Here is a 26,366-nt window from a genome sequence, read left to right as displayed (position 1 = left end):
CACCGTTGTTTCTCTTAATTTTACTTGTTTTTGTGAAATGACTTGATTTTGCGGAACATGGACTTATCCTTCAGCTTCAGAAACAGTTCCAGCATCGGCGCATAATTGACTTCAATGATCCAAACATGCCCGTCTTTGTCGAAGGCCATATCGATCCCCATCGTTTTTACCCAAGGGTAGGAAGGAGCTAACTTCGCGGCGCTTTTCAAGGCGACTTTGTCCAGTTGCGCCAGAAGATCTTCTGTGCGCATCGTTTTAAGCTGAGATCGTTGAATTGCTTGCTCGACCGGTATCACCTTGCCGCCGCTCATACGAATATTTGTAACGATAAAACCGGCTCCGGCCACTTTGGCCAGCTTCCCGGTGACTTGCCAACGCGAAGAAGGACGGCGCTGCACCATCACGCGAAGATCAAAGGGGCGGCGCTTAACGGTAGCCAGACGAATTCTCTGCTGGACGATGAAACTTTTGCCGGTCTTTCTTTTGAGGTAAGCGTTTACTTGAGCTTGATTGCGAAATGTTTTCTTTTTTGCCCCGTCATGAAGCTCATATTCGGATGCCTCCGTTTTTTTAAACCTGATAACGCCATGTCCGCCATAGCTGCCGGTAGGTTTAATAATAACTTGGTCGTATTTATTCATCATGCGCCAGAAAGCGGATTCCTTCAGCCAGGCTGTTTCCGGGAGATACGCCCTCAGCTCCTTCGATTTGCGCATTACCTTATATTTTGACCATTTGCTGGTGCTGAGTTTACTCATAAGACTTCACTTCCTGCTCTTGGATCACGACATCATGTTCCTCGACCCGGAGCACCTGATTCCGCTCATCGACGAAAACGACTTGAGGCTTCAGGGCATTAATTTCAGCCTCACTCATCAGCCCCATACTCAGAATGATAACCAGATCCCCTGGTTGAAAAAGGTGAGCTGGAGGACCGTTCAGACCGATTTTGCCACAGCCTTCCGGTGCAGGTATTGCATATGTTTTCCACCTTGTTGCGTTTCGCAGACTGGTAACCTGTACCATTTCGTAAGGCAAAATATTTGCTTTACGCATTAATAAAGCATCAATTGTAATGCTCCCGACGTAATTCAGATCGGCTTCTGTTACCGTTGCGCGGTGGATCTTACCCTTACACATTAGTCGCTGCATGTGCAGTTGCTCCTTTATCATCACATTGGGTGCTTATCTCAACGTATGAATTAGACAAGTCTTCTTGTGCAGGCAAGCGCCCTTTGCGATGAAAAATGGGTCAATACCTCCGTTATTTCCCGGGAAAAGGGAGGGGGAGACAGGGATATGCAAAAAGCGTCCGAACAGGCTCGGACGCTTTTCTCATCATTATATTAATTTAAGGCCGCTAATTAAAACCAAGCTTGCAATGATCGTTCGCAGGACGTTGGTAGGAGCTTTCGTAGAGAGCATGCTGCCGATCAGAACTCCGGGAATTGATCCCAAGAGCAAATTGATTACTAGCGTGTAATTGACATTCCCCATGCTTGCATGCAGAATACCTGCTGTCGTTGCCAGAAAGAAGGCGTGAGCAATATCTGTACCGACGAGCTGGGCAGGCGCCATACGGAAGAAATAGAGCATCGCAATGGCATACAAGGAGCCGGAACCGATGGAGGTCAGACCTACCACGAAGCCAAGGACTGCGCCAACGGTAATGATTAGACCTTTTTTCTCCTCCAGGCTTTTGAGCTGCCAGCGGTTTTCTTTGATCTTGTGGCCGAAGAAAACTTTGAACATCGTGGCGAAAGCAACGAGAATCAAGACATAGCCTAGCGCGTGCTTAATTATGACCTCTTGATTATTGTAAAACGAATTGAAAAGTTTCAGGAAAATAATTGCAACAATGACACCCGGAATACTGCCCATAGCTAACATTTTGACAAGTTTAAAATCAATCGTTTTCTGCCGCCAATGCTGAATGGTGCCAAAGAGCTTCGTGATTGAATTGTAAAGCAGATCTGTTCCGACGGCAATGGAAGGATGAATACCGATGAGGATTAAGATGGGGGTGAGCAGCGAAGCTCCGCCAACACCTGTCAATCCGACTAAGAAACCAACGATTACACCCATTAATAAAACACTTAAAGTCATGTTGTCATGTCCCCAATCAATTACCGACTAATTCAATTGGATTAATTTTATTATAAGGTAAAGCCATATGTAAAGAAAAATTTTTTTGATACATAGGATCGAAGCGAGGTTAGCAAATCTCTAAATAAACTATTCATTATTCAGGGAATCAGTTACAATATATGGATGTGACTTTGAAGATGGCTTAGGAGGTACGCAAACATGAGTAATCGAAGTAATCGAACAACGGTCATGATCAGCATAGTCTTGGCAATGTTAGTTGCATCCATGGATGCAACCATAGCCAATACGACAATGCCGATTATCGTGAAAGAGATAGGCGGCAGCGACCTGTTTGCATGGGCGTTCACGTCGTATATGGTTCTTTCTACTGTGCTCGCTCCGTTAGCGGGCAGGTTATCCGATTTATTCGGTCGGAAAAGAATTTATGCGGCAGGCATTCTGTTGTTCCTTGGCGGTTCTGTGCTCTGCGGTCTGTCCCAGAGTATGCTGCAGCTGATCCTGTTCAGAGCGATACAGGGGATTGGCGCAGGCGTGATGATGCCCTTTCCTGCGATTATCGCAGGGGATATTTATCCGGTTGAGCAGCGCGGGAAAGTACAAGCTTTTTTCACCGCGATGTGGGGACTGGCAGCGGTTTTAGCTCCGCTATTGGGTACGTTTTTCGTAACGTACTTGAGCTGGCGATGGATTTTCTTTGTGAATATTCCGATATGCTTGGTCTCGCTTTTGGCTTTGAAGCCATATAAGGAAGTGTATCAACCAAAGAAATCTGTGGTGGATTACGGCGGCGCCGTTCTGTTCGCCCTAGGAATTTCTTTGCTGCTCCTAACGACAACGGTCGAGCATTACAATTACATATACGGGGGATTAGGAGGATTATTCATGGTTGCCTTTTTCTTCTATGAAAAAAGGCACAGCGCTCCGATCGTTCCTTTGAATTTACTTCGGAACCGACCTGTTGCACTCATGATTGCAATCTCGTTCCTCTCCTGCGCAGCTTTGTTTGGCACTTCGAGTTTTATACCGCTCTATTTGCAAAACCAGGGATATTCGTTATTTATCAGTGGCATAGCGCTGTTGGGAACGTCGATCGGATGGATGGTTGTTGCGGTCCCAAGCGGGAAGTGGGTGCTGCAATACGGTTATAAACCGCTGCTCATTGTGGGGAATGTTTTGCACGTGATAACGGCTATTATGCTTTATATGATGGGCGAGAACACGTCCTTCTGGTACTCTTTCGCAACGATGACGATGCTGGGGCTTGCCTTCGGACTTATTTTCACGGTTACAACGATAGGCTCGCAGCAGCTCGTTGAGGCGCATCAGAAAGGGATCTCCACTTCCCTTCAATTGTTCGCCCGAAATATTGGAACTGCGGTCTCCGTGACGATTATGGGGGCGATTTTAACGAAAGCGACCGTTTTTTACAGCGGTTTTCACGGGATGTTCGTTTTCGGCCTCATCATGAGTATAGCAGCGATGTTTATGCCGTTTGCGATCCAATCCACGTCTAAACAGACAGCTAATTGACCATACCGGGCACGAAAATGATTTCGTAGTGTAGTGAAAAGGCTGCGAAAAAGCAAAGGAGTTATGCCGCTTGTAGGATGCAAGCCGCGTAACTCCTTTTTTCTTTTTATTAGGAAGCAGTGGCTGTGATTGTTCTTCTCTGTTCGGTTAAATCCCTGATAATAACCGCGAACACTTGCTTTCCGCCGAATTGAAACCCGGTTATCGTAATCTCCGCGGGAAATTCGGAGCGGTCTGAGCGATAGGCCGTCATTTCGATCCGTTTGCCGATCAAGGCCTCATCTTGTCGCTTCAATTGCTGAAACAGGGAAGCGGCAGCCTCGCCGTTTTGATCAAAAGGAAACAGAAAATCGAACATCGTCAGGGATAATGCTTGTTTGCGGGTATAACCAAACGCTGCCGCTGCGGCGGGATTACATTCAATGATCCACCCTCGGCTGTTAAACATCATCATGCAGTCGACACTTGTATCGAGCAAGGATGCTTTAAGGGCGGATTGTTCAGCGAGCTGCTGATCGATTTTGAGCGAACAAATCATGCAGATCGATAAAAAGATGAGTGTGCCGAAAGCGACCAGGATGGCTAATACAAAAACGTCTAAGTGTGCGCCCTGAGGAGTTGCTAGTGTGTTAATAGCCGGAAAAGTCATTTCAGCTGCAAGCATCCCCATATCGTGCATTCCTATAAAGGATACTGAGATGACGAGGCAGCTGGTGACCAAACTTTGACGAGAACTAGCCGATAGGTATAAGGTTAGGATGGATGCCAATATCGCAAGCAGGATAGAAAGTATAAAAGGAATGGGTAAATAACGAATCTCAACTAGATTGAGTGCGCCAACTCCGATGTAATGCATCCCGGAAATCGTAAGTCCCATGAACGTTCCGCCGAGCAGAAATTTAGGCGTTTGGAATTTGACGAAGTACGTTACAAAAAAACCGATGAGCGAACCTATAACCGCGACGGCCATGGAGGTAAACACGGTGAAAATATCATAAGTTATGTCCGCAGGCAAAGGGCAGGCTAGCATCGCAATAAAATGCATCGACCAGATGCCTACGCCTAACGTGATTGCACTGCATGCGATCCAAAGCTTTTGATGCCGGGCGTTAGCAGCGGCAACCCTTCTCAATAAATTCAGACTCGTATATGAAGCTAACAAAACAATGGCGAAAGCCAGGAGGATGAGGTATAAACGATAGTTATGAGTATCTGCAAGATGCATGTCCATTTCCTCTCTTGATTAGATACATGGTGTCAGTCGTTGGTGGTTTTTATTATAGTTGTCAGGCAATTTCGTGTATATAGCAGTTAATGATAATTTACATCGAATAATGTCGAAATACACTAAATCTCGATATAGTGGGGTGGAAGTGCTGAAGAACGAAGAAAGTGCGGTTAAAGGCATTATTTTTGATATGGATAATACGCTTCTTCAATCCCATATCGATTTCCAAGCGATGAAGCAGGAGATTGCCCGATTTTTGAGTGATGAGGGGCTTCTGCCGCGTGATTTCCCGGTTGGGAAGCACACAACATCGACAATTCTTGCTCATGTCAAAGAGAGAGGAGCATCCGAGGCAATCATTGCCGCCGCGTTACAACTCGCACAAGGACATGAGCTGCGAGGGATGGAAGGAGCGGGTCTGGAGCCAGGAGCGGAAGAGCTTTTAGAAAATCTGCATGGAGCCTATACTTTAGTTGTGGTGACTAATAACTCCTATGCTGCTGCAGTTCGAGCGTTGGAGACTACCGGCATCAAGGATCGATTCGATTTGATTATAGGGAGAGAGCAGATGGAGGCAATGAAGCCTTCACCCGCAGGGTATTTGGCCGTTTTGAGGCATTATTCCGACATTGAAGCGCAGAGGTGGATTTCCGTCGGAGATTCATGGATGGATGGCAAAGCATCGATGGGAGCGGCGATTCCATTCATAAGTTATAAGATTAAGGCTTCTGAGTTGGCTGAAAAGGGAGTTACGCCCGCAGCCCACATTGACAAGCTGTTAAGTCTGTTAGATCATGTATAGATTACAGAAGATCAAGAGAAAGAAGTGACGGCAAGTGTTAATTGATGTTAAATCCAGCCTTCAGGAGGCTCCTATTCAAGAACTGCTCAGCTACAGCGTTTTCCCCGATCCCGATGAATTGGAAAAGGCGATTAAGGTTTACGAGAATGATTCGAACATGTGGCTCTATGGATATGAATCTGAAGGAATTCTCGTCGGAATTATCGGTTTTCGCATCGATGACGAACAGGAAATGACGATTCAACATCTGGCGGTCGAACCTCACAGCAGAGGGGCTGGGTTCGGGCGGGGCATTATTCTCGAAATAATTGAGGAGATGCACCCCGTGAGAGTCGTGACAGAGACAGATGAGGATGCGGTGCAATTTTACCGGAGCATCGGCTTCGTGATTCGCAGTCTTGGCGAAAAATATCCAGGCGTCGAGAGGTTTCTATGTACCTATGAGGTGGACCCGGAAGACGAATAGTTGAATAAGCGCGAAAGAAGGCTGCCTGTTGAGGCAGCCTTCTTATTTTTTGGGGGGGAAGCGAAGCTTACTCCCAATTTATCGGAATTTCAGTGTGAACTGCTTTTTGCAGTTTTGTCCTCGCTAACGGACTGAGAGGCACTTATTCGACGGAAAAGTACCCCTTCAAACATGTAGTGGACACCAGCGCTGTTACTTGCTCGCTTGGGGACGGATTTATCCCCGAAATTGGCAAATAAGGCTGCTGGTGTCCGCCAGCAGATAGACACGATGCTTTTCGCGAAAATAACGGCCGCTGTGTCCGAAGTGCCACGATGGAGTCCTTCAACCGGATCGGGGTAAGAGAAAGAGAATGGATATGGGGTGAAAAAGCGAATTCACCTATACCCGATTCCCGCCCATGCACCAACGTACGAGTTTAGACAAGGACCTAGCCGCAGGCTGGGTTCTTCTTATATAAAAACCTAATTTAAATGAATAAGATTGCTAACTAAACTTTCAACAATGACATCTCTAATCGTCGCTTTCTCTTCCTCTAAAATATGAATGATGTAGGTTTCATCCGGCGTAGAAGCTCGAAAAATGATGTGCTCTTTATCTTCTAGCATGACGTTATGACCGCAATCCCTTAGACATTGTTCGTAATCTGATAAGGTTGGCTCTTGATTTTCCTCTAAGAAAAGAATTCCTCTTAGCAGGGAGCTTCGGTCATGATGGATGACTTTAAAATGAACGGTAATTTCTTTTTTCATAGGAATCATCTCCTTGGTTCTTTAATGGATATAGCATTCATTGTAAACAAGAAGAAACCTGTGGGCTGTGATTTAATTCACATACAGCTCTTTTTCTCCGATCTATAATAAAGTCATCAGATACGGAGGAGATGGTTCACATGATGAATTGGTTAAGAGGAAATAATTACGCGGCAATCTTGTTGACGATGATTCGATTATATGTAGGTTGGGAATGGGCAGTGGCCGGATGGCACAAAATTACAGGCGACAAAGCTTTTGACGCCACAGGATATCTGAAAGGGGCCATTGCCAAACCTGTTCTTGAAAGTGGAACGAATGATTTGGTGTATGCGAATTATGTGGCGTTTTTGAAAAACTTCGCACTGCCCCATATCGGCTGGTTTAATGTCTTAGTTCCGTGGGGAGAGCTTTTGGTTGGGATCGGCTTACTGATTGGAGCGCTGACTACAACAGCCGTGTTCTTTGGCTTATTGATGAATTTCATGTATATGTTCGCGGGTACGGTTAGCACGAATCCATGGCTAGTGCTTTTAGGCTTCTTCATTATAGCTGCTGGAGCAAACGCAGGGAAATTTGGTGTGGATCACTTGATTCTCCCCTACCTGCACAAATGGTTCGATAAGCTCTTGGAACGATTCCATCTAAAAACAAAATTGAGATAAGTGCTCATGTTTAATCAGCAAATAAAGGAGTGAAGGAATCATGACAACCAAGGAAGCGAAAACGAACGAACGGATTTCAGCGCAAGATGAAGTTAACCAACTGGTGGCCAGAGCGAAGGAAGCGCAGCAGCAATTTCTGGAGTTGGATCAAGCGCAGGTTGACCATATCATTCAGCAAATGGCATTAGCGGGCATCGACAGGCACATGGTTCTTGCCAAATTTGCTGTGGAGGAAACCGGCCGAGGTGTGTATGAAGACAAAATCACAAAAAATTTATTTGCGACAGAGTACATTTACCATAGCATCAAAAATATCAAAACGGTGGGTGTAATCGAGGAAAACACGTATGAGAACTACCGCGTGGTAGCGGAACCCGTCGGCATCATTGCCGGGGTGACACCAGTTACCAATCCGACTTCGACAACGATGTTCAAGGCCTTGATTGCGACCAAAACCCGCAACCCGATCATCTTCGCATTCCACCCGTCCGCCCAGCAGTCAAGTACTGCTGCGGCAGCGGCTTTATTGGAAGCAGCGGTGAAAGCAGGAGCTCCCGAGCATTGTATTCAATGGGTGAAACATCCCTCGGTGGAAGCAACGCAACTGCTAATGAATCACCCGGAAGTAGCGCTTGTGCTGGCAACCGGAGGGTCTTCTATGGTGAAGGCAGCCTACAGCACAGGGAAGCCGGCTTTGGGCGTCGGGCCGGGAAATGTCCCTTGCTTTATTGAGAAGACAGCGAATCTGCAGCAGGCTGTGAACGACTTGATTTTATCCAAAACGTTTGACAACGGCATGATTTGCGCTTCGGAGCAGGCTGTTATCATCGAGGAAGCCGTGTACGCGGAAACAAGAAAGTTAATGGCGGATCAGGGCTGCTACTTTTTGAATAAAGAAGAGACCGAAGCTGTTTCCAAATTAGTCATTAATGCGGAGAAGTGTGCGGTTAACGCCGTTATCGTAGGTCAACCTGCCGTGAAAATTGCTGAGATGGCCGGCATTAAGGTGCCTGCGGCTACGAGAATACTGGTGGCGGAGCTAGCCGGGGTCGGGGAGGCTTTCCCATTATCCGCTGAGAAATTAAGTCCTGTACTCGCTTGTTACAAAGTAAAGAATGCGGAGCAAGGCATTGCCCGTGCGGTAGAAGTGGTCAGATTTGGCGGAATGGGTCACTCCTCTGTCATTCATTCGCAGAACGAAGAGGTGATTCAGGCCTTCTCCAGCAACCTGCAAACGGGGCGCGTCATCGTCAACTCACCATCCACACATGGGGCTATTGGAGACATTTATAATACAAACTTGCCTTCTTTGACGCTTGGCTGCGGTTCCTATGGACATAACTCCACAACTTCCAACGTTAGCGCTGTAAATCTAATCAACGTGAAGCGGGTAGCCTACCGCACGGTCAATATGCAGTGGTTTAAGATACCGCCGAAGATCTATTTTGAAAAAGGCGCTACGCAGTATTTGGAAAAAATGCCTGATATATCGCGGGTTATGATTGTCACCGATCCTATGATGGTGAAGCTTGGGTACGTAGAGCGGGTGGAGTATTATCTTCGCAAAAGGCAGCTACCTGTTTACATCGAAGTGTTCTCGGATGTGGAACCAGATCCGTCCGTCGAAACCGTGGAACGCGGCCGGGCACAAATGGCTAGTTTCCAGCCGGATTGCATCATTGCATTAGGAGGCGGATCGCCGATGGATGCGGCCAAGGCGATGTGGTTGTTCTATGAGTACCCGGATACGAGCTTTGACGCCTTGAAGCAAAAGTTCATGGATATTCGCAAACGGGTCTACAAATACCCGCGTCTGGGGCGCAAAGCTAAATTCGTCGCGATTCCCACAACTTCGGGCACAGGCTCGGAAGTGACCTCATTCGCCGTTATTACCGACAAAGAAAAAGGCAATACGAAGTATCCGTTGGCCGATTATGAGCTTACGCCGGACGTTGCCATCATTGACCCTGATTATGTGTACAGCTTGCCTAAGACGGCAGTAGCCGATACGGGAATGGATGTCCTGACCCATGCCATTGAAGCCTATGTGTCAGTGATGGCGAACGACTATTCAGATGGATTGGCCATGAAAGCTATTCAACTCGTGTTCCAAAACTTGGAGAAGTCGTTTGCGACGGGAGATCCGATTGCCCGGGAGAAAATGCATAACGCTTCAACGATCGCAGGCATGGCCTTTGCAAATGCCTTCCTCGGTATTAATCACAGCTTGGCGCATAAGTGGGGCGGCGAATATCACACCGCGCATGGCCGTACCAATGCGATTTTGATGCCGCATGTCATTCGCTATAATGCGCAAAAACCGACCAAGTTCACTTCATTCCCGAAATATGATCATTTCATCGCGGATCAGCGCTATGCCGAAATTGCCCGTATGCTGGGACTTCCAGCCCAAACAACGGAAGAAGGCGTGAACAGCCTGATCGAAGCCATCCGTAAGCTGAACAGAACGCTTGGCATTCCTGAGAAATTTCAGGATTTGGGATTCCAGGCGGAACAATTCGAGTCGAAGGTAGATTATTTGGCGGACCGGGCTTTTGAAGACCAATGTACAACCGCCAATCCACGGATGCCGCTGGTGACAGAGTTGGCTGACGTTTACCGCAACGCTTTTTACGGCAAGCTTTAATCGCGATTTCGAAGGAGGCACCACTCATGGCAATCCGAGAAGAAGAGTTGGCGGCAGGCCGCCACTGGCATGGATTTGTGCAGGGGAAATGGCAAACGGCGATTGATGTGAAAGATTTTATCGATAAAAACATGACGGTTTATTCAGGTGATCACACATTCCTGACCGGTCCTACGGAAGCAACGAACAAGCTGTGGCAGGCGGTCAGCGCGCTGACCCGCCAAGAGCGGGAGAACGGGGGCGTTTTGGATGTGGATGTCCGCACGGTGTCCACGATTACCTCCCATGCGCCCGGTTATATCGCCAAGAACGAGGAGAAAATCGTCGGTCTGCAAACCGACGCTCCTCTGAAGCGCGCCGTGCAGCCTTTCGGCGGTATCCGCATGGTGATCGATGCTTGCGAGGCCTACGGATTCAAGCTGCCGGAAGAAATGATTCATGTGTTTACAGATATTCGCAAAACGCATAACCAAGGCGTGTTCGATGCCTACACCACTGAGATGAAAACTGCGCGCAAGGCGGCCATTATTACAGGGCTGCCGGATGCTTACGGACGCGGCCGGATCATCGGCGATTACCGGCGGGTTGCGCTGTATGGCGTAGACCGGTTAATCGCAGAGAAGAAAAGAGATCTTCTGCTCTTGGAAGTTGACGCCATCACGGAGGATGTGATCCGGCTGCGCGAGGAGCTCTCCGAGCAGATCCGCAGTTTGGGCGAATTAAAGAAGATGGCCCAAACGTACGGTTTCGATATTGCGAAGCCGGCAGCGGATGCCAAGGAAGCCGTGCAATGGCTGTATTTTGCCTATTTGGCAGCGATTAAAGAGCAGAACGGTGCGGCGATGAGCCTTGGGCGCGTATCCAGCTTCCTTGATATTTATATCGAGCGGGATCTGAACGGCGGGACGCTGACGGAAGATGAGGCGCAGGAGCTCGTTGACCATTTTGTAATGAAACTGCGGATTGTGAAGTTTCTACGTACTCCTGATTATAACGAATTATTCAGCGGAGACCCCACGTGGGTGACCGAATCCATTGGCGGCATGGGACTGGACGGCCGACCGCGAGTGACCAAAAACTCCTTCCGCTTTCTTCATACCTTATACAATCTGGGGCCGGCGCCTGAACCGAATTTAACCGTGCTCTGGTCCACGCAGCTGCCGGATGGCTTCAAGGCGTACTGCGCCAAAGTATCTGCCGAGACCAGCTCGATTCAATACGAGAATGATGACCTCATGCGACCATATTACGGGGATGATTACGGCATTGCTTGCTGTGTCTCCGCTATGCGCATCGGCAAGCAGATGCAATTCTTCGGCGCTCGCGCCAATTTAGCCAAAGCTTTACTGTATGCTATAAATGGCGGGGCAGATGAGAAGCTTGGGATCCAGGTTGGCCCCCGAATAGCTCCTATAGCCACGGACGTGTTGAACTACGAGCAAGTCATGGAGAACTTCGATACGATCATGGAGTGGCTGGCGAAACTGTACGTGAACACTCTTAATGTTATTCACTATATGCATGACAAATACTGCTATGAGCGCTTGGAGATGGCTCTGCACGATCGCGAAATTGTACGCACCATGGCTACAGGCATTGCCGGCTTATCGGTAGTAGCCGACTCGCTCAGCGCGATTAAGTATGCGCAGGTACGCCCGATTCGCAATGAACAAGGCATTGCCGTGGATTTTGACATTGAAGGCGAGTACCCGCAGTTCGGCAATAATGATGAGCGGGTAGATGCGATTGCCGTGCAATTGACAGAAACGTTCATGAATAAGATTAGGAAGCATACCACCTATCGGGGTGCGGTGCCAACGATGTCCGTTCTGACCATCACCTCGAATGTCGTCTATGGCAAAAAGACAGGTAGTACGCCGGATGGCCGCAAAGACGGAGAGCCTTTTGCGCCAGGCGCCAACCCTATGCATGGACGCGACCGGAAGGGAGCGTTAGCTTCACTCGCCTCAGTAGCCAAGCTACCTTATGAACATTGCCTCGATGGCATATCCAACACGTTTTCTATCGTGCCCAAGGCGCTTGGCCGGGAAGAGGAAACGCGCTTCTCGAATCTGGTTGCCATGCTGGATGGCTATATGGCTAACCAGGGTCATCATTTGAATATTAATGTGTTTGATCGGGCGAAGCTGTTAGATGCTATGGAGCATCCGGAGCTGTATCCGCAGTTGACGATTCGTGTCTCCGGTTATGCGGTGAACTTCATCAAGCTGACCAAGGAGCAGCAGCTTGATGTGATACATCGTACTTTCCACGGTACCATGTAAGATAGAGAGGGGGCAGACCAGTGAAAGGACGCATACATTCCTTCGACACCTTCGGCACCGTTGACGGTCCGGGCATCCGTTTTGTGCTTTTCATGCAGGGCTGTGCGCTGCAGTGTAAGTACTGCCATAACCCGGATACATGGGAAATGCATGCGGGCAGACAGATGAAGATCGAGGAGATTCTCCGGGAGATCGAACCCTACGTCGAGTACTACCAGCGCTCGGGAGGCGGCATTACGGCAACAGGCGGGGAGCCGACTTTGCAGGCTCCCTTCCTGGCCCGATTGTTTGCCGAATGCCGCAAGCGCTGGGGCTTGCATACCGCCTTGGACACCAACGGGTTTTGTGAGCCGAGTCATGCGCAGGAGCTTCTGAACGTCACGGATCTAGTGCTGCTTGATCTGAAACAGATCAATCCAGAGACGCACATCGCGCTGACGGCTCAGCCTAATGATCCCATCAAGCGTTTTGGCCAATACTTGAGCGAGATTGGCAAACCGGTCTGGATTCGCCATGTGCTTGTACCCGGCTGGACGGACGATGCCAAAGATCTGCTTGAGCTAGGCAAGTTTATCGGCTCTTTGCGAAACGTAAGTAAATTGGAATTACTGCCCTATCACAGAATGGGCGTTCATAAGTGGCAGCAAATGGGGAAAGAGTATCCGCTCGAACATTGCCCTGTACCGACAGATCACGAGGTTGCCCGGGCGAGAGATCTGATTGAACAGGGTAGGAAATGATGACATGGGGAGGGACGCTGTATGGCAATACATGCGGCTGGCTATACTTCAGGGATTGCTTCTTCAAACCCAGACGAGCTTGCTTATGCGACCGATCGATTAAGGGCAGAGCATGAGGAATTGAGAGAAAAGCTAAGGGAGCTCGAAACGGGCGCCAAGGAAGTGATTGTATCGGATGATTTGGTGAAGAGCAAACAGCTTGTCCAAGAACTCAGAGATCAGACTCAGCAATTCGTTGAAATGCTGGAACGGCATTCGGAATGGGAAGAGCGGGAATTGTTTCCGTTTCTGCTGACGTATTTCGATCGGCACTCGGCGCCTTCTATCCTGCCATCTTTCTGGGTATTGGAAAAAGATCATCAACTCGGCCTGTCGTTTATCGAATCTTTTCAAGAAGCTGTTGGCAAGGTAACACCTCTTGTACCAAAGAAGCAATTAGCAGAGATCACAGCGCATCTTGTTCAGGCATGCTTGATATTAAACGACCACTTTACGATGGAGGAACAGGTTGTTTTTCCAATAACGGAGCAAGTGATGACTGATTTGGAGTTATTTTTTTGTTGATATAGATCTTAAAGGAACCGTCAGGGTGAACTGACGGTTTTTTTCTTTTATCCCGAACGACAAAAGTCATAATTCTACAAAAGAAAATCAAAATAGTGGCAAAGTTGCCGCAGCCCCTTCCCCTATAATGAAAGCTATAAAGAAAGAGAGGGAGGTTCAGCTGAGGATGAATTTAGTAGAAGGAGATATCAGACAGACATGAGCGAACAGCAGGCAAAACCCACGATTTATCCTGTCTTATTTGCGATAGGCTTGGCGCACTTGATCAACGATGCGCTGCAAGCCGTTATTCCGGCTTCTTACCCGATCTTGAGGGATTCGCTGCATCTATCTTTTACGCAAATAGGAATGATTACGTTCATCTTGTATTTTTCTTCATCGGTGATGCAGCCTTTTGTCGGCATGTATGCGGATGCGCGACCTACGCCGAACCTACTGCCCGTAGGCATGGCGATCGCGCTTCTGGGCATGCTGGGGCTGGCTTTTGCCCCCGGGTATGCGATGGTGCTCGCCGCTGTTGCCTGCGTAGGCGTGGCTTCGGCGATGTTCCATCCGGAGGGGTCGCGGATTTCCTACTTGGCTGCCGGGCAGCGCAGAGGCTTGGCGCAATCCATCTTCCAAGTTGGAGGCAACACGGGCAATGCGCTTGCGCCGTTGATGACGGCATTGATCTTTTTTCCATATGGTCAATTCGGAGCCATATGGTTCACGTTGCTTGCAGCTATAGGCATAGCCATTCAGCTGCGGGTTGCGCGCTGGTATAGAGCGCATCTATCGCTCATTCCCCTGAAAAAAAACAGCGCCAACGCCAAGCCGGTGGATGAAAAGCATAAAAAAGCGATCCGCTATGCCATCATTCTGATTATTTTCATTGCTTTTGCCAGGTCTTGGTTTGGATCCAGTATTTCGACGTATTTTGTATTTTACTTGATGGAGCATTTTCAAATATCCGTACCTACAGCGCAGCTTTATATATTCATTTATTTGGGCGCAGGCATTCTCGGAACATTTGTGGGAGGCCCGCTGTCAGACCGAATCGGCCGGAAAAATGTGATTTTGCTTTCTTTGCTGGGCTCGGCACCGTTCGCGATGCTGCTCCCGCATGCCAATGCGCTGTGGACTTATCCGCTGTTATTTTTAATTGGTGTTCTCAATCATAGCAGTTTTTCTGTCACGGTCGTCTATGTGCAGGAGTTGGTTCCTGGCAAGGTGGGAACCGTTTCGGGCTTGATTACGGGTCTCTCCTTTGGCATGGGGGCGATAGGCGCCGTAGCTTTGGGAGGTTTGATTGATGCTACGAGCTTGACCCTGGTAATTACAGCGTGCTCATTTATGCCGTTATTGGGCGGCATGGGCTTCCTGCTTCCATCCGACAAGAAGATTCGCGATTGGTCCGCACAACAAATTTCATTAGAGAGGTGAATGCGATGAACCGAAATTCCTCGGTAGTTTCCATTGATAGACCGATTTCCAATGATAGACCGATTTCTAAGCAACGGTTAGGATCGTTGCAGCGCAAAGAATCCTTAGCAGGTTTATTATTCGTTAGTCCGATGATCCTGGGTGTTACGTTTCTAACGCTCATTCCAATTATAGCTACGTTCCTGATCGCGTTCTCGGACTGGAACTTTATCATGGGGCTTAGCGGTTTTAAATGGGTTGGCTTTAGCAATTTTCAAACCCTGATAGGCGATGTCTCTTTTTTGAAGTCGATGAAAAATAATGCCATGTTCTTACTGACGGTCCCGATCTATATGGGGATTGCGCTGCTGCTTGCGATTCTGATCGAAAAGCATATTTATTTCAAAAGTTTTTTTAAGGTCGCTTTTTTCATGCCCTATATTTCCAGCGTGGTCGCTGTTGCGACGGTGTGGATGGTGCTGTTCAATCCGTCTACAGGACCTGTTAATCAATTTCTGGTCTCTATCGGGATTAATAATCCGCCAAAATGGATTGCAGATCCGTCCTACGCGCTGCCTTCGCTGATGATGGTATCTGTATGGATATCAATCGGCTTTAATATGATCATTTATATTGCCGGATTGCAGGACATTCCGAAGGACCTGTATGAAGCGGCAGACATTGACGGGGCCAACGGTTGGGTGAAATTTCAGAGAATTACTCTGCCGCTCTTGTCGCCTACCTCTTTCTTTCTACTCGTCTCCGGCATCATTGCAACTTTTAAAGTATTCGATTTGATTGCCGTCCTCACAAGAGGAGGTCCGATGAGAGCCACCTCGATGATGGTGTGGGACATGTATGAAATGGCTTTTGTTAATTTGAAAATAGGTTATGCCTCCTCGATGGCATCCGTGTTGTTCTTCTGCGTTCTACTTATTACGATCCTGCAATGGTTCGGTCAAAAGAAATGGGTCAATTATTAGGAAGGAGGAAGCCTTGTGCAATCAGCAATCAATTTGCGTAAAGTAACGCTTACCGGCATCATGTTTCTGTTCAGCTTGCTTTTTCTAATGCCCTTCTTCTGGATGATTTCGGCATCGTTCAAGATTGAAGCGGATGTCTTCAACTTCCCCATTGAATGGATTCCAGTCCATTGGAATGCTTGGGGAAACTACAAGGAGGTATGGTTTGGCCATTATCCCTTCTATACGTATTATTGGAATTCCATTAAAATTAGTGTACTAACGACGCTGATCTCCTGTACGGTTTCGAGCTTGGCAGCCTATGGCTTTTCCAAAGTTCAATTTCCAGCCGGCAAGTGGCTGTTTCTAATCGTACTCGCCACCTATATGATTCCGGGACAGGCCATTCTTATTCCGCAGTTCATTTTATACCGCTCCGCCGGTTTTTTTGATACCCATATGGGGTTGATTATTCTCAATAGCTTTAGTGTACTTGGTACGTTTATGCTGAGACAGTTTTTTATAGGCATCCACAACGAGTACATCGAATCGGCCAAAATGGAAGGCGCAGGACATTTCAAAATTTATTTAAGCATTGCACTTCCGTTGGTGCGTCCGGCTATAGCCACCTATGCCATCCTGCGATTCATTTGGACATGGAACGATTATCAAAATCCGTTAATTTTCTTAAGAACAGATAAGCTGTATACGATCCAGTTGGCTATGCAGAAATTTTCAAGCATTAATGGCGAGTTCTATTCCCTCATTATGGCCGCTGCCGTTTCCGCGATCTTCCCGCTGCTCATCGTTTTCTTGGTCGGGCAGAAAAGCGTTATTGAAGGCATCTCAATGGGAGGCGTGAAAGGATAATTGGCGTAAAGACAGGGCGAGCTGGCGTTATAAAGTCAAAATAGTCGGTAAAAAAGTCAATTCTCTTTTATAGAAGGAACCAAAGTTCTTGTTACAATAATCGAGCATGCAATGGAAACGCTATCACAAAATATGGAGGGGTTCATTTGAAAAAGAATGCGTTCAAGGCTTTGCTAGTAGGAACTGTGGGATTAAGTTTACTTGTCGGTTGTTCCGCCGAAAATAAAACACAATCCAAAGAGGGAAGCAGCACGCCGTCCGGCGGGAAGTCGAAGGAAGCGGTTACGATTCGATTTTTGACGCACGGCATGGACTCGAACTACAACTGGAAGGAAACAATTCCCGCTTTTGAGAAGAAATTTCCCGATATTAAGATTGATCTGGTTCAACTTAGCGATAAGGGGGATACGGCAGAGGCGAATAAAAAACTCGATTTGGCCGCTTCCTCCGGGGAAACGATGGATGTCTTGATGCTGACGGACCCAGCCAGCTTTGCGAAGCGGGTTGCCTTGGGGATTGCTGCGCCGATGGATGAATTCATTGCCAAAGAAGGCTTTAAGGTTAGTGAAGAATATAAGGTCGATACGCAGCTCAACGGCAAATATTATGCTCTGCCGACGAAGCTTACACCTTGGTATGTTGTTTTGAACAAAGACCATTTGGATCAAGCGGGACTGAAAGTGCCTACGGATTGGACTTGGGATGAGTTCAGGGACTATGCCAAGAAATTGACGAAAGTCGATGGCGCAACGAAGCGTTACGGGGCATTCTTCCACGGTCCGACTGACGGCGGATTTATGGAGTTTATGAAGCTGGAGTTAGGCAACCAACCGGAAAATATGGAATTCCTGAAAGCGGACGGCACCTCCAATCTTGATAGCCCTTTATTTAGAAAAACGATTGAGCTTTACCTCAAAATGGAGAAGGAGGACAAATCTTTAACTCCGTACGACGAAAGAATATCGCAAAAGCTGCACTATCGTCCAGCCTTCTTTAACCAAACGACAAGCATGGTTCTGATGGGCAGTTGGTTTACGAGCGAGCTTGGCGGTACAGACCAATTTCCGCTGAATTTCAATGTTGCCGTAGCGCCATATCCGAAAAACGCGCCTGGCGATCCAAGCGGCTACGCGCCGTATATCACAGATTACATGGCGATAGCGGCCAATTCCAAACATAAGGAAGAAGCGTATAAGTTCATTCGTTGGTATACGACAGAAGGACAAATCGTACAAGGCAAACAGATTCCAGCATGGAGCAAAGTCAAGCCGGAGGAAATGGGGAAAATTGTCGATGTCATTCTGAGCAAAACGAAAAACCCGGAAAAGGTTGATAAAGCCTCGATTACGAACGTGATGACCGGTTACAAATCAGCCAAATCGATTCCACCTGTGACGTATCAAGCGGAAATCAATAAAGCGATTAATGAGGAATTTGAATTGTTGATTTTCGGTAAGCAGGATATAGACACGATGATCAAAAAATCCAATGACCGCGTTCAAAAATTGATTGATGCCAATAAAAAATAAATAGCTATAATAGAAGCAAGTAGGAGGGGGCACAGGTAGCCCTTCCTGGTTTCAATAAGGGAGGATCGCAGATGTGGAAGATGCTGGCTAGAATGATGCCACCCCGAACGCTTCGATTTAAATTAATGATTGCATCCGTTGTCTGCATCTTGATTCCGGCTTGTATTACCATCTCGGTCTACAATTATTTGACGCGGGATGCGGTTAAGGAACAAGCGGTATCCAATGCGGCGGAATCGCTAAAGTTGGTAGACGGCTACGTCACGAATTTACTGAAATACATGCTGAATATTACGAATTATATTCAAATGGATTCTGAAATTAATACGATTCTGAGAGAGGTTTCAGGCACCGGATACCAGGGAGCGGATATTGAATATCGGAGATTTGCAGACAGATATAAGATAACGAGCAAAATCACGAATATTACTTTCACAGGCGAGAAAAGTTATGTAACGATTTTATTGAAGAACGGAACGTATTATACCAACTACCCGCTGTATGAGTATGATCCGATGCAAATCTTCGAAGAGCCTTGGTTCGGCAAGTTGAAAGATTTGAGCGGGATTCAATCCTACTGGGTGGGAACGGCACCGACCGTGTTTTCAACTGAAAAGTCATTGAAAAATTTACATCAAATCTCTGTAGCCCGCACACTGCGAGGCGAGGGGCTCGATATTTACGGCTATGTCATTGTCACCATCATGGAAAATCAAGTGAACCAAATTTTTAACCGGATTGCTTCCGATCAAGGAACTTTGCTGCTGGATGAGTCGGATACCATTCTTTCACAAAGGAACAGCGAACATGTCGGATTGAAATTTCCCTATGTGAAGCAAGCAGCAGGACACGCTTCGGATATCATTCGCATTGAGGATGAAGATTACTTGCTGACGACGCTCCCGCTAAGCGTTACGGATTGGAAGCTTGTGTCACTAATTCCTTACAAAAAAGCGATTTTCAAAATCGATTCCATTTTTAAAAAGGTATTTATTTATCAAGTCATTTCATTTCTTGTATTTTTATTGCTGCTGCTGTATCTCCTGCAAGCTTTCACCAAACCGCTTGCACATCTTGGCAGAGTGGCGGCAACCGTACGGCGGGGCAATTTGGAGGTTCGCTCCTTTATCCGGGGCAAGGATGAAATCGGAATTCTCGGTATGTCCATCGATCACATGTTGGATCACATCAAGGTTATGATTGCTGAAATTACAGAGACCCAGACGCGCAAGCGCAAGGCAGAACTGGCCATGCTGCAGGTGCAGATTAATCCGCATTTCTTGTTTAATGTCCTGAATTCGATTCGAATGAAGGTGCTGCGGAAAGGAGATGTGGAAAGCGCGCAGATGATGAGCTCACTTTCCAAGCTTCTCAGAATGACGATCTCTCAGGATCAAGATTTGATCTGCTTTCACGAGGAAGTGGAGACCGTCAAGCAGTATGTGCAGTTAATGGATATGCGGCAAAAGGAAAAGGTAAATCTTGAAGTTGATGTGTCACCGGATGTGCTTTTTGAGAAGGTGCCGAGATTCTTTTTACAGCCGATTATCGAAAATGCGCTTATTCACGGGTTGAACCAATGCGCTGGAACGATAACGCTGAGGGCAATTGTCAACGAACGCCAATTCGTCGTGATTGTTGAGGATAACGGGCAAGGCATGGAACCCCACGTATTAGCCAAACTACGTCATACTGTGCTGTTAGGCAAGGGCTTGGACACGGCGGAGGGAGAGGATGCATACCGCTTCTCCAGCGTTGGTTTGCCTAATGTATGGGAACGGATGAAGCTGACCTTTGGGGATGCTTTTGAAATGAAGATCGACAGTGAACGCGGAAAAGGAAGCTGGGTAACGATGCTTTTTCCCAGGGAATTGGAGGGGCGCAGCCATGTATAAAGTGATATTGGTAGACGATGACTATCCCGTTCTTGAGTTATTATCGGAAGCCATTGCCTGGGAAAGCCTCGATTTGCAGTTGACCGGCGTTCATGAAAATGGAATAAGCGCTCTGGAAGCGTGCGAGAAGGACATGCCGGATATTGTCATTACGGATATTGGCATGCCCAAGATGAACGGTTTGGACCTCATTCGTGAGCTGCAGCAGCGGAAACCGGACATTCGAGTCGCAATTCTGTCATGCCATAGTGAATTTCATTATGCGCAGCAGGCTATGAAGCTGAATGTTCAGGAATACCTATTGAAGGACACGCTGAATCCGTCAGATCTGGAGCAGCTGCTGCTGCAATTCAAGGTGAAACTGGACCAAGAACAGCGGCAGGATCAGCTTCATACCCATCTGCTTAATCTGGTTGATCGCAGCAAAGAGATGATGAAGGAGAAGTTTATTCGCAGCACCATTCAAGAGCCTATTTTGGATGCAGCCAAGTGGGAGGCGGAGGCCGGAGCCTTTGGCTTAAGCTTTCAAGGGCAGGTCTGCCTGCCGGTTATGGGCTTTATCAGCAATTACCGTAGCGTTGCGCAACGATTCGTATCCAACGATATTTTGCGCTTTGCTGTCAACAATGTGATTCTGGAAGTCTTGGACAAAGAGCGTTCTGGGGCGATTCATGCCAGCTATGATGCCAAAGAATCCTTTATGCTGTTTCTATATCCTCCGGGTCTTAAGATCAATCCGTTTGAGCAAACCAAGCGGACGATTGCGTTGATACAAGGGGCACTGCACCGATTCTTGAAAATAACGATGACGTATTTGATCGGAAGCATAAGCACCAACCCCGAGGAACTGAAGCTGGGCCTTAATGGGCTGCTGGGCAGCACTGCACAGCGCTTCTATTTAGGCGAAGGGGAGATTGCCAGACAACAGGAGCGGGAGCTTGTTCCAGCCTGCGTATTCGCTAATTACGATAAAGCCAATGAAGAGTTCAGGGACATACTCGTCGATAAACAAGAAGCGGCCTTGCTGCCAACCGTTAAGCGTTGGATGAACGTATTCAAGGAACAGACGTATCCACCGGAGATGGTGAAGGATTGGGTATTGAAGCTGCTGCTGGATTTGAAGCTGAAATTGGAATCCTTGCAGCATTTCCGATCCACGTATTCCGTCGATGTGATGCACAAGGATATTCTGGAGATCGATACCATGACGGAGTTGGAGCATTGGCTTATCGATTACTTCCATTCCGCCATCTCGGTGACGGGGGAAATTATGGACCAAAGCAAGCGTCTGTCTGTGTTGAATGCCTTGCAATATGTGTCCATGAATTTGGATAAGCGCATCTCTCTGGAGGAAGTGGCCGAGCATCTGTTTTTGAATTCCAGCTACTTCAGCCGTTTGTTCAAGAAGGAGACCGGGGAAACCTTTATTGAATACGTAACCCGAATGAAAATGGAAAGAGCGAAGGAACTGCTGGATATGACCAATGAGCCGATGTGTAAAATTTGCGAGCTGCTGGGATATGACAGCCAGAGTTATTTTATCAAAATATTCAAGTCTTATAACGGGCTGACGCCTGTCGAATACAGAAAGCTAAAATCATTTGCTAGTGTCAAAGTGTAGATCAGAAATGTGGGGGTGGGATAGCCATGACAAAGTATGCATTGGTTACCGGAGCGGACCGGGGGTTAGGGTATGAGTTGGCGGTTCAGCTGCTCGAACGAGGATACACCGTGTTCGCTGGACGATTTATGCGGGATTGGAATCAGCTCGACAAAGCGGTCTATGCCTATGACGGAAGGCTAATCACGATTGATTTGGACGTATCGGATGACGAGAGTGTTAGGCAAGCTGCGATCAAGATCGCCGGGTATACGAGCAAATTGGATCTTGTTATTAATAATGCGGGTATCGCCAGCGGCAAGGATGATGAGATTTTTGGCGAGATCGATTTCAACGCGATCATGGGGTTGTATAACGTGAACGCATTGGGTCCGCTGCGCGTGACGAATGCGATCATATCGCTGCTGATGAACGGCGAAGACAAGCTGATCGTCAACATTTCTTCCGAAGCCGGTCAGATCAATCAAACGTGGCGGGAGAGTTGGTACGGTTACTGCATGTCGAAGGCGGCATTAAACATTCAATCCAACATCGTTCATAATCAATTGAAAAATAAAGGCGGACGCGTTCTTGTCATTCACCCAGGCTGGATGAAGACGTATATGAGCGGGAAACGAAACGATTCAGCTGATGTCGCAGCGGAAGAAGCGGCCTCACAGATCGTGGAAACGCTATGTCAGTATCGAGAAAACAAAGAAGTATTAACGCACCCGGCTTTCCTTGATTACAAGGCAGAGGTAATGAGCTGGTAAACAAATCGAAAGGGGCTTGTATGCATATGAACAACGACAAAAAAGCTTTATTGCTGGGAGACATCACAAACGCCAAATATCATCCGCTTCAAGCGGTAGTTGATGACATAACGGAGGTATTCCGGGATCATATCGGTGTGGAGATATCGGAAGACAGGGAGAAACTAACGTTTGAACAGTTGCAAGCGTTTGATTTATTCATTTCCTATACGGATAGTTGGAAGATCCAGGTGACGCCAGAGCAAGTAGCAGGCGTACTAGCCTATGTAAGCGGTGGCGGTGGGCTGCTTGTTATACATAACGGGGTATCGCTGCAAGCGAGATACGAGCTGAGCCAATTGATAGGCGCCAAATTTACGGGACATCCTCCTTATACATCGTTGGATTTCCATCTTACCTCTGCCGAACATGAGATCACGCAAGGGATCGAGCCGTTCTCCATGGATGAGGAGCCTTACCGCTACGACATGGATCCGTTGTCAGAGAAAACGGTGCTGCTCGAATATACGCATGAAGGCGAGAAGTGGCCTGCTGCTTGGGCACATGAGTACGGACTGGGCAGAGTTGTTTACCTCATGCCAGGGCACCATGTGGAATCATTTAAGCACCCGATGTACAGGAAGTTGATCCTTCAGGCCGGTCAATGGGCTTTGAGAAAGCAGGTTTAATAAAAGAAGCTGTCCCGTAAGTTTTCTGAAGACGGTGAAGCAAGTTAACGGGAAGATCTCCCTCTAATTTGCTCGAAAGATGACCTCGCAGGAAAATAAAAGGAAAAATCCCTTTAATTTGATCGGATTTCGTAGATCCCTACGAATCCGGCCCAAATAGGGGGAGTTTTTCCAGATAAATGGATCAGACAAGCTTCTGCAGTGAATATAAATGGGATTTTTCCCTTATTTTGAGCACAAAGCATAACTATAACGAAGAGGTTTTCCCATTAGTCATAGAAATGAGTGAGGACACCCTCTCATTTTTTGCTAAGAAAGCAGCCGTTGACGCAAGAAGCAAAGGAGTTAAGCGCATGAAAGCCGCTTAACTCCTTTGCTCTTTTTTTTCTGAAAGGCAGCCCTGTCCTAAAAGTCATTAATTCTTTCTTTTGGGACACCCTCTTCACATGCAGCGCCTTACAGCGTTGCGCCTTTTCCGCCGTCGACATTTACCGATGTGCCTGTCACATAAGAGGCCGCATCGGATACGAGAAACGCGATGACGTTGGCAGCCTCTTGCGTATAGCCGACGCGTCCCAAAGGAATTTGATGGTGGGGAAGCTGTGAGAATTGCTCCCAGGTCAGCTCGGGATGCTGGTTTTTCCAGCTTCGCTCGATTTGATCGCTTTGAATTAATCCTACGCAGACGGCATTCACGCGAATATGGCTGGCGGCCAAATCCTGGCTCATCGCCTTCGTTAACGCCAAGCCTGCGGCACGGCTGACCGAAGTGGGCAGCGTTGATGCGCCAGGGGTTTTGGCGGAGGATGTAGACATGTTCACAATCGCTCCTCTACCTGACTCTTTTAAGTAAGGCAGGGCTGCTTTGGAACAATGAATAGCACCAAACAATTTCAAATCGAGATCCTGTGTCCACGCCTCGTGCGTCGCATGCTCGAAAGGGCCGGCGGCGAAGGTTCCGGCATTGTTGATCAAAATATCCAATCGCCCAAAGCGCTCCACCGTTTCCGCAACAGCTCTTTGGCAATCTTTCTCGGAAGAAACGTCGGCTTGAATATAATGAACCTTCGCGCCGGTTTTCTCTACAATCCTCGCTGCTGCGCCCCGAAGGTCGTCTTCATTGCGAGCGCAAATGGCGATATGAGCGCCTTCAGACGCTAGCGTGATCGCTGTCACCAATCCGATCCCCTTGCTTCCGCCGGTAATCAGAGTTACTTTTCCTGTCAATCCCAAATTCATGTTGTATCCTCCTGTCATTCCTAGTCCTGATGAACCTTTCCTAAGTATAGTGAAAATGGCTAGCTTTCTTTATCTGTATTTTGATTATTCGTAGCATTATTTTTACTTCATTCCAGCTGTGATGCACCTCACAGAGAATGTTGGAGGAAAGGCATACAATATAGGTAAGCCTACATGCGGCATATTTCCAACGGGCAGTTCTCGCAGCGGCATATATTGCGAAGGTAAGACAAGTTCTTAATGACAATGCAGCCATTGTTGAAGTCGAGAGTGTTGTCCTTCTTCATATCATTTAGCATGCGATTGACGCTTTCGCGGGTTGCTCCAATCATGTCCGCCATTTCGGAATTGTTTATTTTGTAATGAATGTGAATATTGCCGCCTTGGGGAACGCCGTACGAATTGCTTAATCGAATTAACAAAGAACAGAGCGCGCCCGACTTGCCATACATCATTAAATCGCGAAACTTCGTTTCGGTCATGCGGTGAATGAGTCCTATCCATTTCATAAATTCAATAGCCAGGTCGCCGTGCTGCCGAAGCAGGACCTCGAGGTCTTTGCGTTGTATGACGCCAATTTCACCATCCTCCGTCACTTCCGCACCAAAACTATGCAGCGAGTTCTGAAAGGGATCGATTTGGCCGAATAAATCACCGGCTTGATGCAGGTAAAGAATGAAGCTTTTACCCGTTTCAGACTGTTTGGTCACGCGGACTCCGCCCTGGACGATATAATATAATTTGTCTGCCGTGTCGCCTTCCCAGAACAAGAAATCCCCTTTAGCAGCACGTTTTATATGCATAATGCTCTGCAGTCTTGCGAAATTTTCCGGAGAGAAACCATTCATATTCCCTTTTGGATCTTTCGGTACCATTCCATTGCAAGCAGTCATTTCATCTTTTCGTGCAGTCATCATGGCCATGGGGACCAACTCCTCATCGTATCTTTGGTTATCTTCATCGTATCGAATTTCTAAGTATTTTGTTATCGGGAGTTCTACTGATCTTTCAGGGGGAAACCCCTTATTTTAATTGTGAGGAAAATCACAGCCAGCTCTTATATTTGCGTAAATTCCTGATGCGGGAATCAGGGTATTCCCTGACTTACAAGAAGTCTCAAAACGTTTACAATGATTGGTGAAGAAAATTTCAGTTTGGCTTCGTCGAAACGGAGGTGCCCTGTGTGGCAAGTAGAGAGGTAAACATACTAGTAGAACTGGAGCTTTTGCGAAGCTTGACCTCAAGCGATTTCATTGCGCTGGCGCCTCCTCCTGATGACAGAGGGCGCAGCTACTGGAAATATGTATTAGGCAATGGAAACGACAAATATCGACAAATGGTCATCAAAAAAGTGAGCCTTGGACTAGCCGGAGCTGTTCTGCGCCTTGGCCGATGGGTTAAACTGGATGAAACGAATCCCCGGATTAACCAGGAAAGACTTCATTGTCCCGTTATGCTCGCTGAACGTTTGCAGTCTGCTGCTGCTTTTCCGCTAGTGACAGGTTCAAGCCATCGGATATTGGGTTTGCTATATATCGGGAAACGGGAACAAACCAGATTTGAAGCCAGTGAAATAGAGGCCGTTCAAGATAGAATACACACCTTAACTTCGTTCATAGAGGAAAAGGCGACGTGAATGTT

At 47.4% G+C, this 26,366-nt stretch carries 24 protein-coding genes; 17 read left to right on the top strand and 7 right to left on the bottom strand.

The window, feature by feature from the left end; translation table 11 throughout:
- Nucleotides 1-20: 20 nt before the first annotated feature.
- The 3 genes from GC097_RS18785 to GC097_RS18775 all read right to left on the bottom strand — a co-directional run bounded on the left by GC097_RS18785 (nt 21) and on the right by GC097_RS18775 (nt 2,106).
- Complete coding sequence (locus GC097_RS18785) at nt 21-758, bottom strand: YheC/YheD family protein (protein WP_171684839.1); 738 nt, start codon at nt 756-758, stop codon at nt 21-23.
- A complete protein-coding gene (gene panD, locus GC097_RS18780) occupies nt 751-1,152 on the bottom strand; it encodes an aspartate 1-decarboxylase (protein ID WP_171684838.1) in 402 nt (133 codons plus the stop codon). The genes GC097_RS18785 and panD overlap by 8 nt, the downstream gene beginning before the upstream one ends.
- A gap of 189 nt (nt 1,153-1,341) precedes the next feature.
- Nucleotides 1,342-2,106, bottom strand: a complete 765-nt coding sequence (locus GC097_RS18775; protein ID WP_171684837.1) for a sulfite exporter TauE/SafE family protein — start codon at nt 2,104-2,106, stop codon at nt 1,342-1,344.
- 201 nt (nt 2,107-2,307) lie between these two features.
- Between GC097_RS18775 and GC097_RS18770 the strand changes: the two genes are divergently transcribed.
- A complete protein-coding gene (locus GC097_RS18770) occupies nt 2,308-3,639 on the top strand; it encodes an MFS transporter (RefSeq protein ID WP_171684836.1) in 1,332 nt (443 codons plus the stop codon).
- Nucleotides 3,640-3,748: 109 nt separating this feature from the next.
- On the opposite strand, the gene GC097_RS18765 is transcribed toward GC097_RS18770, so the two are convergent.
- Nucleotides 3,749-4,864 (bottom strand): MHYT domain-containing protein, encoded by a 1,116-nt coding sequence (locus tag GC097_RS18765; protein ID WP_171684835.1) that lies wholly within the window; start codon nt 4,862-4,864, stop codon nt 3,749-3,751.
- A gap of 109 nt (nt 4,865-4,973) precedes the next feature.
- Here GC097_RS18765 and GC097_RS18760 point away from each other — a divergent pair, with 109 nt between their 5' ends.
- The gene (locus GC097_RS18760; protein ID WP_171684834.1) at nt 4,974-5,669 is read left to right on the top strand and encodes an HAD family hydrolase; all 696 of its coding nucleotides are present in this window, start codon (nt 4,974-4,976) and stop codon (nt 5,667-5,669) included.
- A 34-nt stretch (nt 5,670-5,703) separates the two neighbouring features.
- The gene (locus GC097_RS18755) at nt 5,704-6,135 is read left to right on the top strand and encodes a GNAT family N-acetyltransferase (RefSeq protein ID WP_171684833.1); all 432 of its coding nucleotides are present in this window, start codon (nt 5,704-5,706) and stop codon (nt 6,133-6,135) included.
- Between the two features lie 464 nt (nt 6,136-6,599).
- Here GC097_RS18755 and GC097_RS18750 read toward each other — a convergent pair whose 3' ends face one another.
- Nucleotides 6,600-6,887, bottom strand: a complete 288-nt coding sequence (locus GC097_RS18750; RefSeq protein WP_171684832.1) for a hypothetical protein — start codon at nt 6,885-6,887, stop codon at nt 6,600-6,602.
- 140 nt (nt 6,888-7,027) lie between these two features.
- Here GC097_RS18750 and GC097_RS18745 point away from each other — a divergent pair, with 140 nt between their 5' ends.
- The 13 genes from GC097_RS18745 to GC097_RS18685 all read left to right on the top strand — a co-directional run bounded on the left by GC097_RS18745 (nt 7,028) and on the right by GC097_RS18685 (nt 23,486).
- A complete protein-coding gene (locus tag GC097_RS18745; protein ID WP_246294333.1) occupies nt 7,028-7,552 on the top strand; it encodes a DoxX family protein in 525 nt (174 codons plus the stop codon).
- Nucleotides 7,553-7,592: 40 nt separating this feature from the next.
- Nucleotides 7,593-10,199, top strand: coding sequence for a bifunctional acetaldehyde-CoA/alcohol dehydrogenase (gene adhE, locus GC097_RS18740; protein WP_171684831.1), 2,607 nt, complete (start codon nt 7,593-7,595; stop codon nt 10,197-10,199).
- A 26-nt stretch (nt 10,200-10,225) separates the two neighbouring features.
- Nucleotides 10,226-12,484 (top strand): formate C-acetyltransferase, encoded by a 2,259-nt coding sequence (pflB, locus tag GC097_RS18735; protein WP_171684830.1) that lies wholly within the window; start codon nt 10,226-10,228, stop codon nt 12,482-12,484.
- A 20-nt stretch (nt 12,485-12,504) separates the two neighbouring features.
- Nucleotides 12,505-13,224: a pyruvate formate-lyase-activating protein gene (gene pflA / locus GC097_RS18730; protein ID WP_171684829.1), complete on the top strand. Its 720-nt coding sequence runs from the start codon at nt 12,505-12,507 to the stop codon at nt 13,222-13,224.
- Between the two features lie 21 nt (nt 13,225-13,245).
- Nucleotides 13,246-13,788, top strand: coding sequence for a hemerythrin domain-containing protein (locus tag GC097_RS18725; RefSeq protein WP_171684828.1), 543 nt, complete (start codon nt 13,246-13,248; stop codon nt 13,786-13,788).
- A 198-nt stretch (nt 13,789-13,986) separates the two neighbouring features.
- On the top strand, nt 13,987-15,210 hold the full coding sequence (locus GC097_RS18720) for an MFS transporter (protein WP_171684827.1): 1,224 nt from the start codon (nt 13,987-13,989) through the stop codon (nt 15,208-15,210).
- Nucleotides 15,211-15,215: 5 nt separating this feature from the next.
- Nucleotides 15,216-16,172 (top strand): carbohydrate ABC transporter permease, encoded by a 957-nt coding sequence (locus tag GC097_RS18715; RefSeq protein WP_171684826.1) that lies wholly within the window; start codon nt 15,216-15,218, stop codon nt 16,170-16,172.
- Between the two features lie 60 nt (nt 16,173-16,232).
- Nucleotides 16,233-17,021: a carbohydrate ABC transporter permease gene (locus tag GC097_RS18710; RefSeq protein WP_171684921.1), complete on the top strand. Its 789-nt coding sequence runs from the start codon at nt 16,233-16,235 to the stop codon at nt 17,019-17,021.
- Between the two features lie 146 nt (nt 17,022-17,167).
- Entirely contained in the window at nt 17,168-18,550 is a 1,383-nt protein-coding gene (locus GC097_RS18705; protein ID WP_171684825.1) for an ABC transporter substrate-binding protein, read from the top strand.
- A 71-nt stretch (nt 18,551-18,621) separates the two neighbouring features.
- Nucleotides 18,622-20,445, top strand: coding sequence for a cache domain-containing sensor histidine kinase (locus tag GC097_RS18700; protein ID WP_171684824.1), 1,824 nt, complete (start codon nt 18,622-18,624; stop codon nt 20,443-20,445).
- Nucleotides 20,438-22,066 (top strand): response regulator transcription factor, encoded by a 1,629-nt coding sequence (locus GC097_RS18695; RefSeq protein ID WP_171684823.1) that lies wholly within the window; start codon nt 20,438-20,440, stop codon nt 22,064-22,066. The genes GC097_RS18700 and GC097_RS18695 overlap by 8 nt, the downstream gene beginning before the upstream one ends.
- A 26-nt stretch (nt 22,067-22,092) precedes the next feature.
- The gene (locus GC097_RS18690) at nt 22,093-22,818 is read left to right on the top strand and encodes an SDR family NAD(P)-dependent oxidoreductase (protein WP_171684822.1); all 726 of its coding nucleotides are present in this window, start codon (nt 22,093-22,095) and stop codon (nt 22,816-22,818) included.
- Nucleotides 22,819-22,844: 26 nt separating this feature from the next.
- Nucleotides 22,845-23,486: a ThuA domain-containing protein gene (locus tag GC097_RS18685; RefSeq protein WP_171684821.1), complete on the top strand. Its 642-nt coding sequence runs from the start codon at nt 22,845-22,847 to the stop codon at nt 23,484-23,486.
- Nucleotides 23,487-23,942: 456 nt separating this feature from the next.
- Here the strand turns inward: GC097_RS18685 and GC097_RS18680 are convergent, their stop codons facing one another.
- A complete protein-coding gene (locus GC097_RS18680; protein ID WP_171684820.1) occupies nt 23,943-24,725 on the bottom strand; it encodes an SDR family NAD(P)-dependent oxidoreductase in 783 nt (260 codons plus the stop codon).
- A 170-nt stretch (nt 24,726-24,895) separates the two neighbouring features.
- Nucleotides 24,896-25,600: a Crp/Fnr family transcriptional regulator gene (locus GC097_RS18675; protein ID WP_246294339.1), complete on the bottom strand. Its 705-nt coding sequence runs from the start codon at nt 25,598-25,600 to the stop codon at nt 24,896-24,898.
- 308 nt (nt 25,601-25,908) lie between these two features.
- Between GC097_RS18675 and GC097_RS18670 the strand changes: the two genes are divergently transcribed.
- On the top strand, nt 25,909-26,361 hold the full coding sequence (locus tag GC097_RS18670; protein ID WP_171684819.1) for a GAF domain-containing protein: 453 nt from the start codon (nt 25,909-25,911) through the stop codon (nt 26,359-26,361).
- Nucleotides 26,362-26,366 lie beyond the last annotated feature (5 nt).

The sequence above is a fragment of the Paenibacillus planticolens genome, from assembly GCF_013141725.1.
Classification (GTDB): Bacteria; Bacillota; Bacilli; order Paenibacillales; family NBRC-103111; genus Paenibacillus_E; species Paenibacillus_E planticolens.
This window is presented reverse-complemented; position numbering and strand designations above follow the sequence as displayed.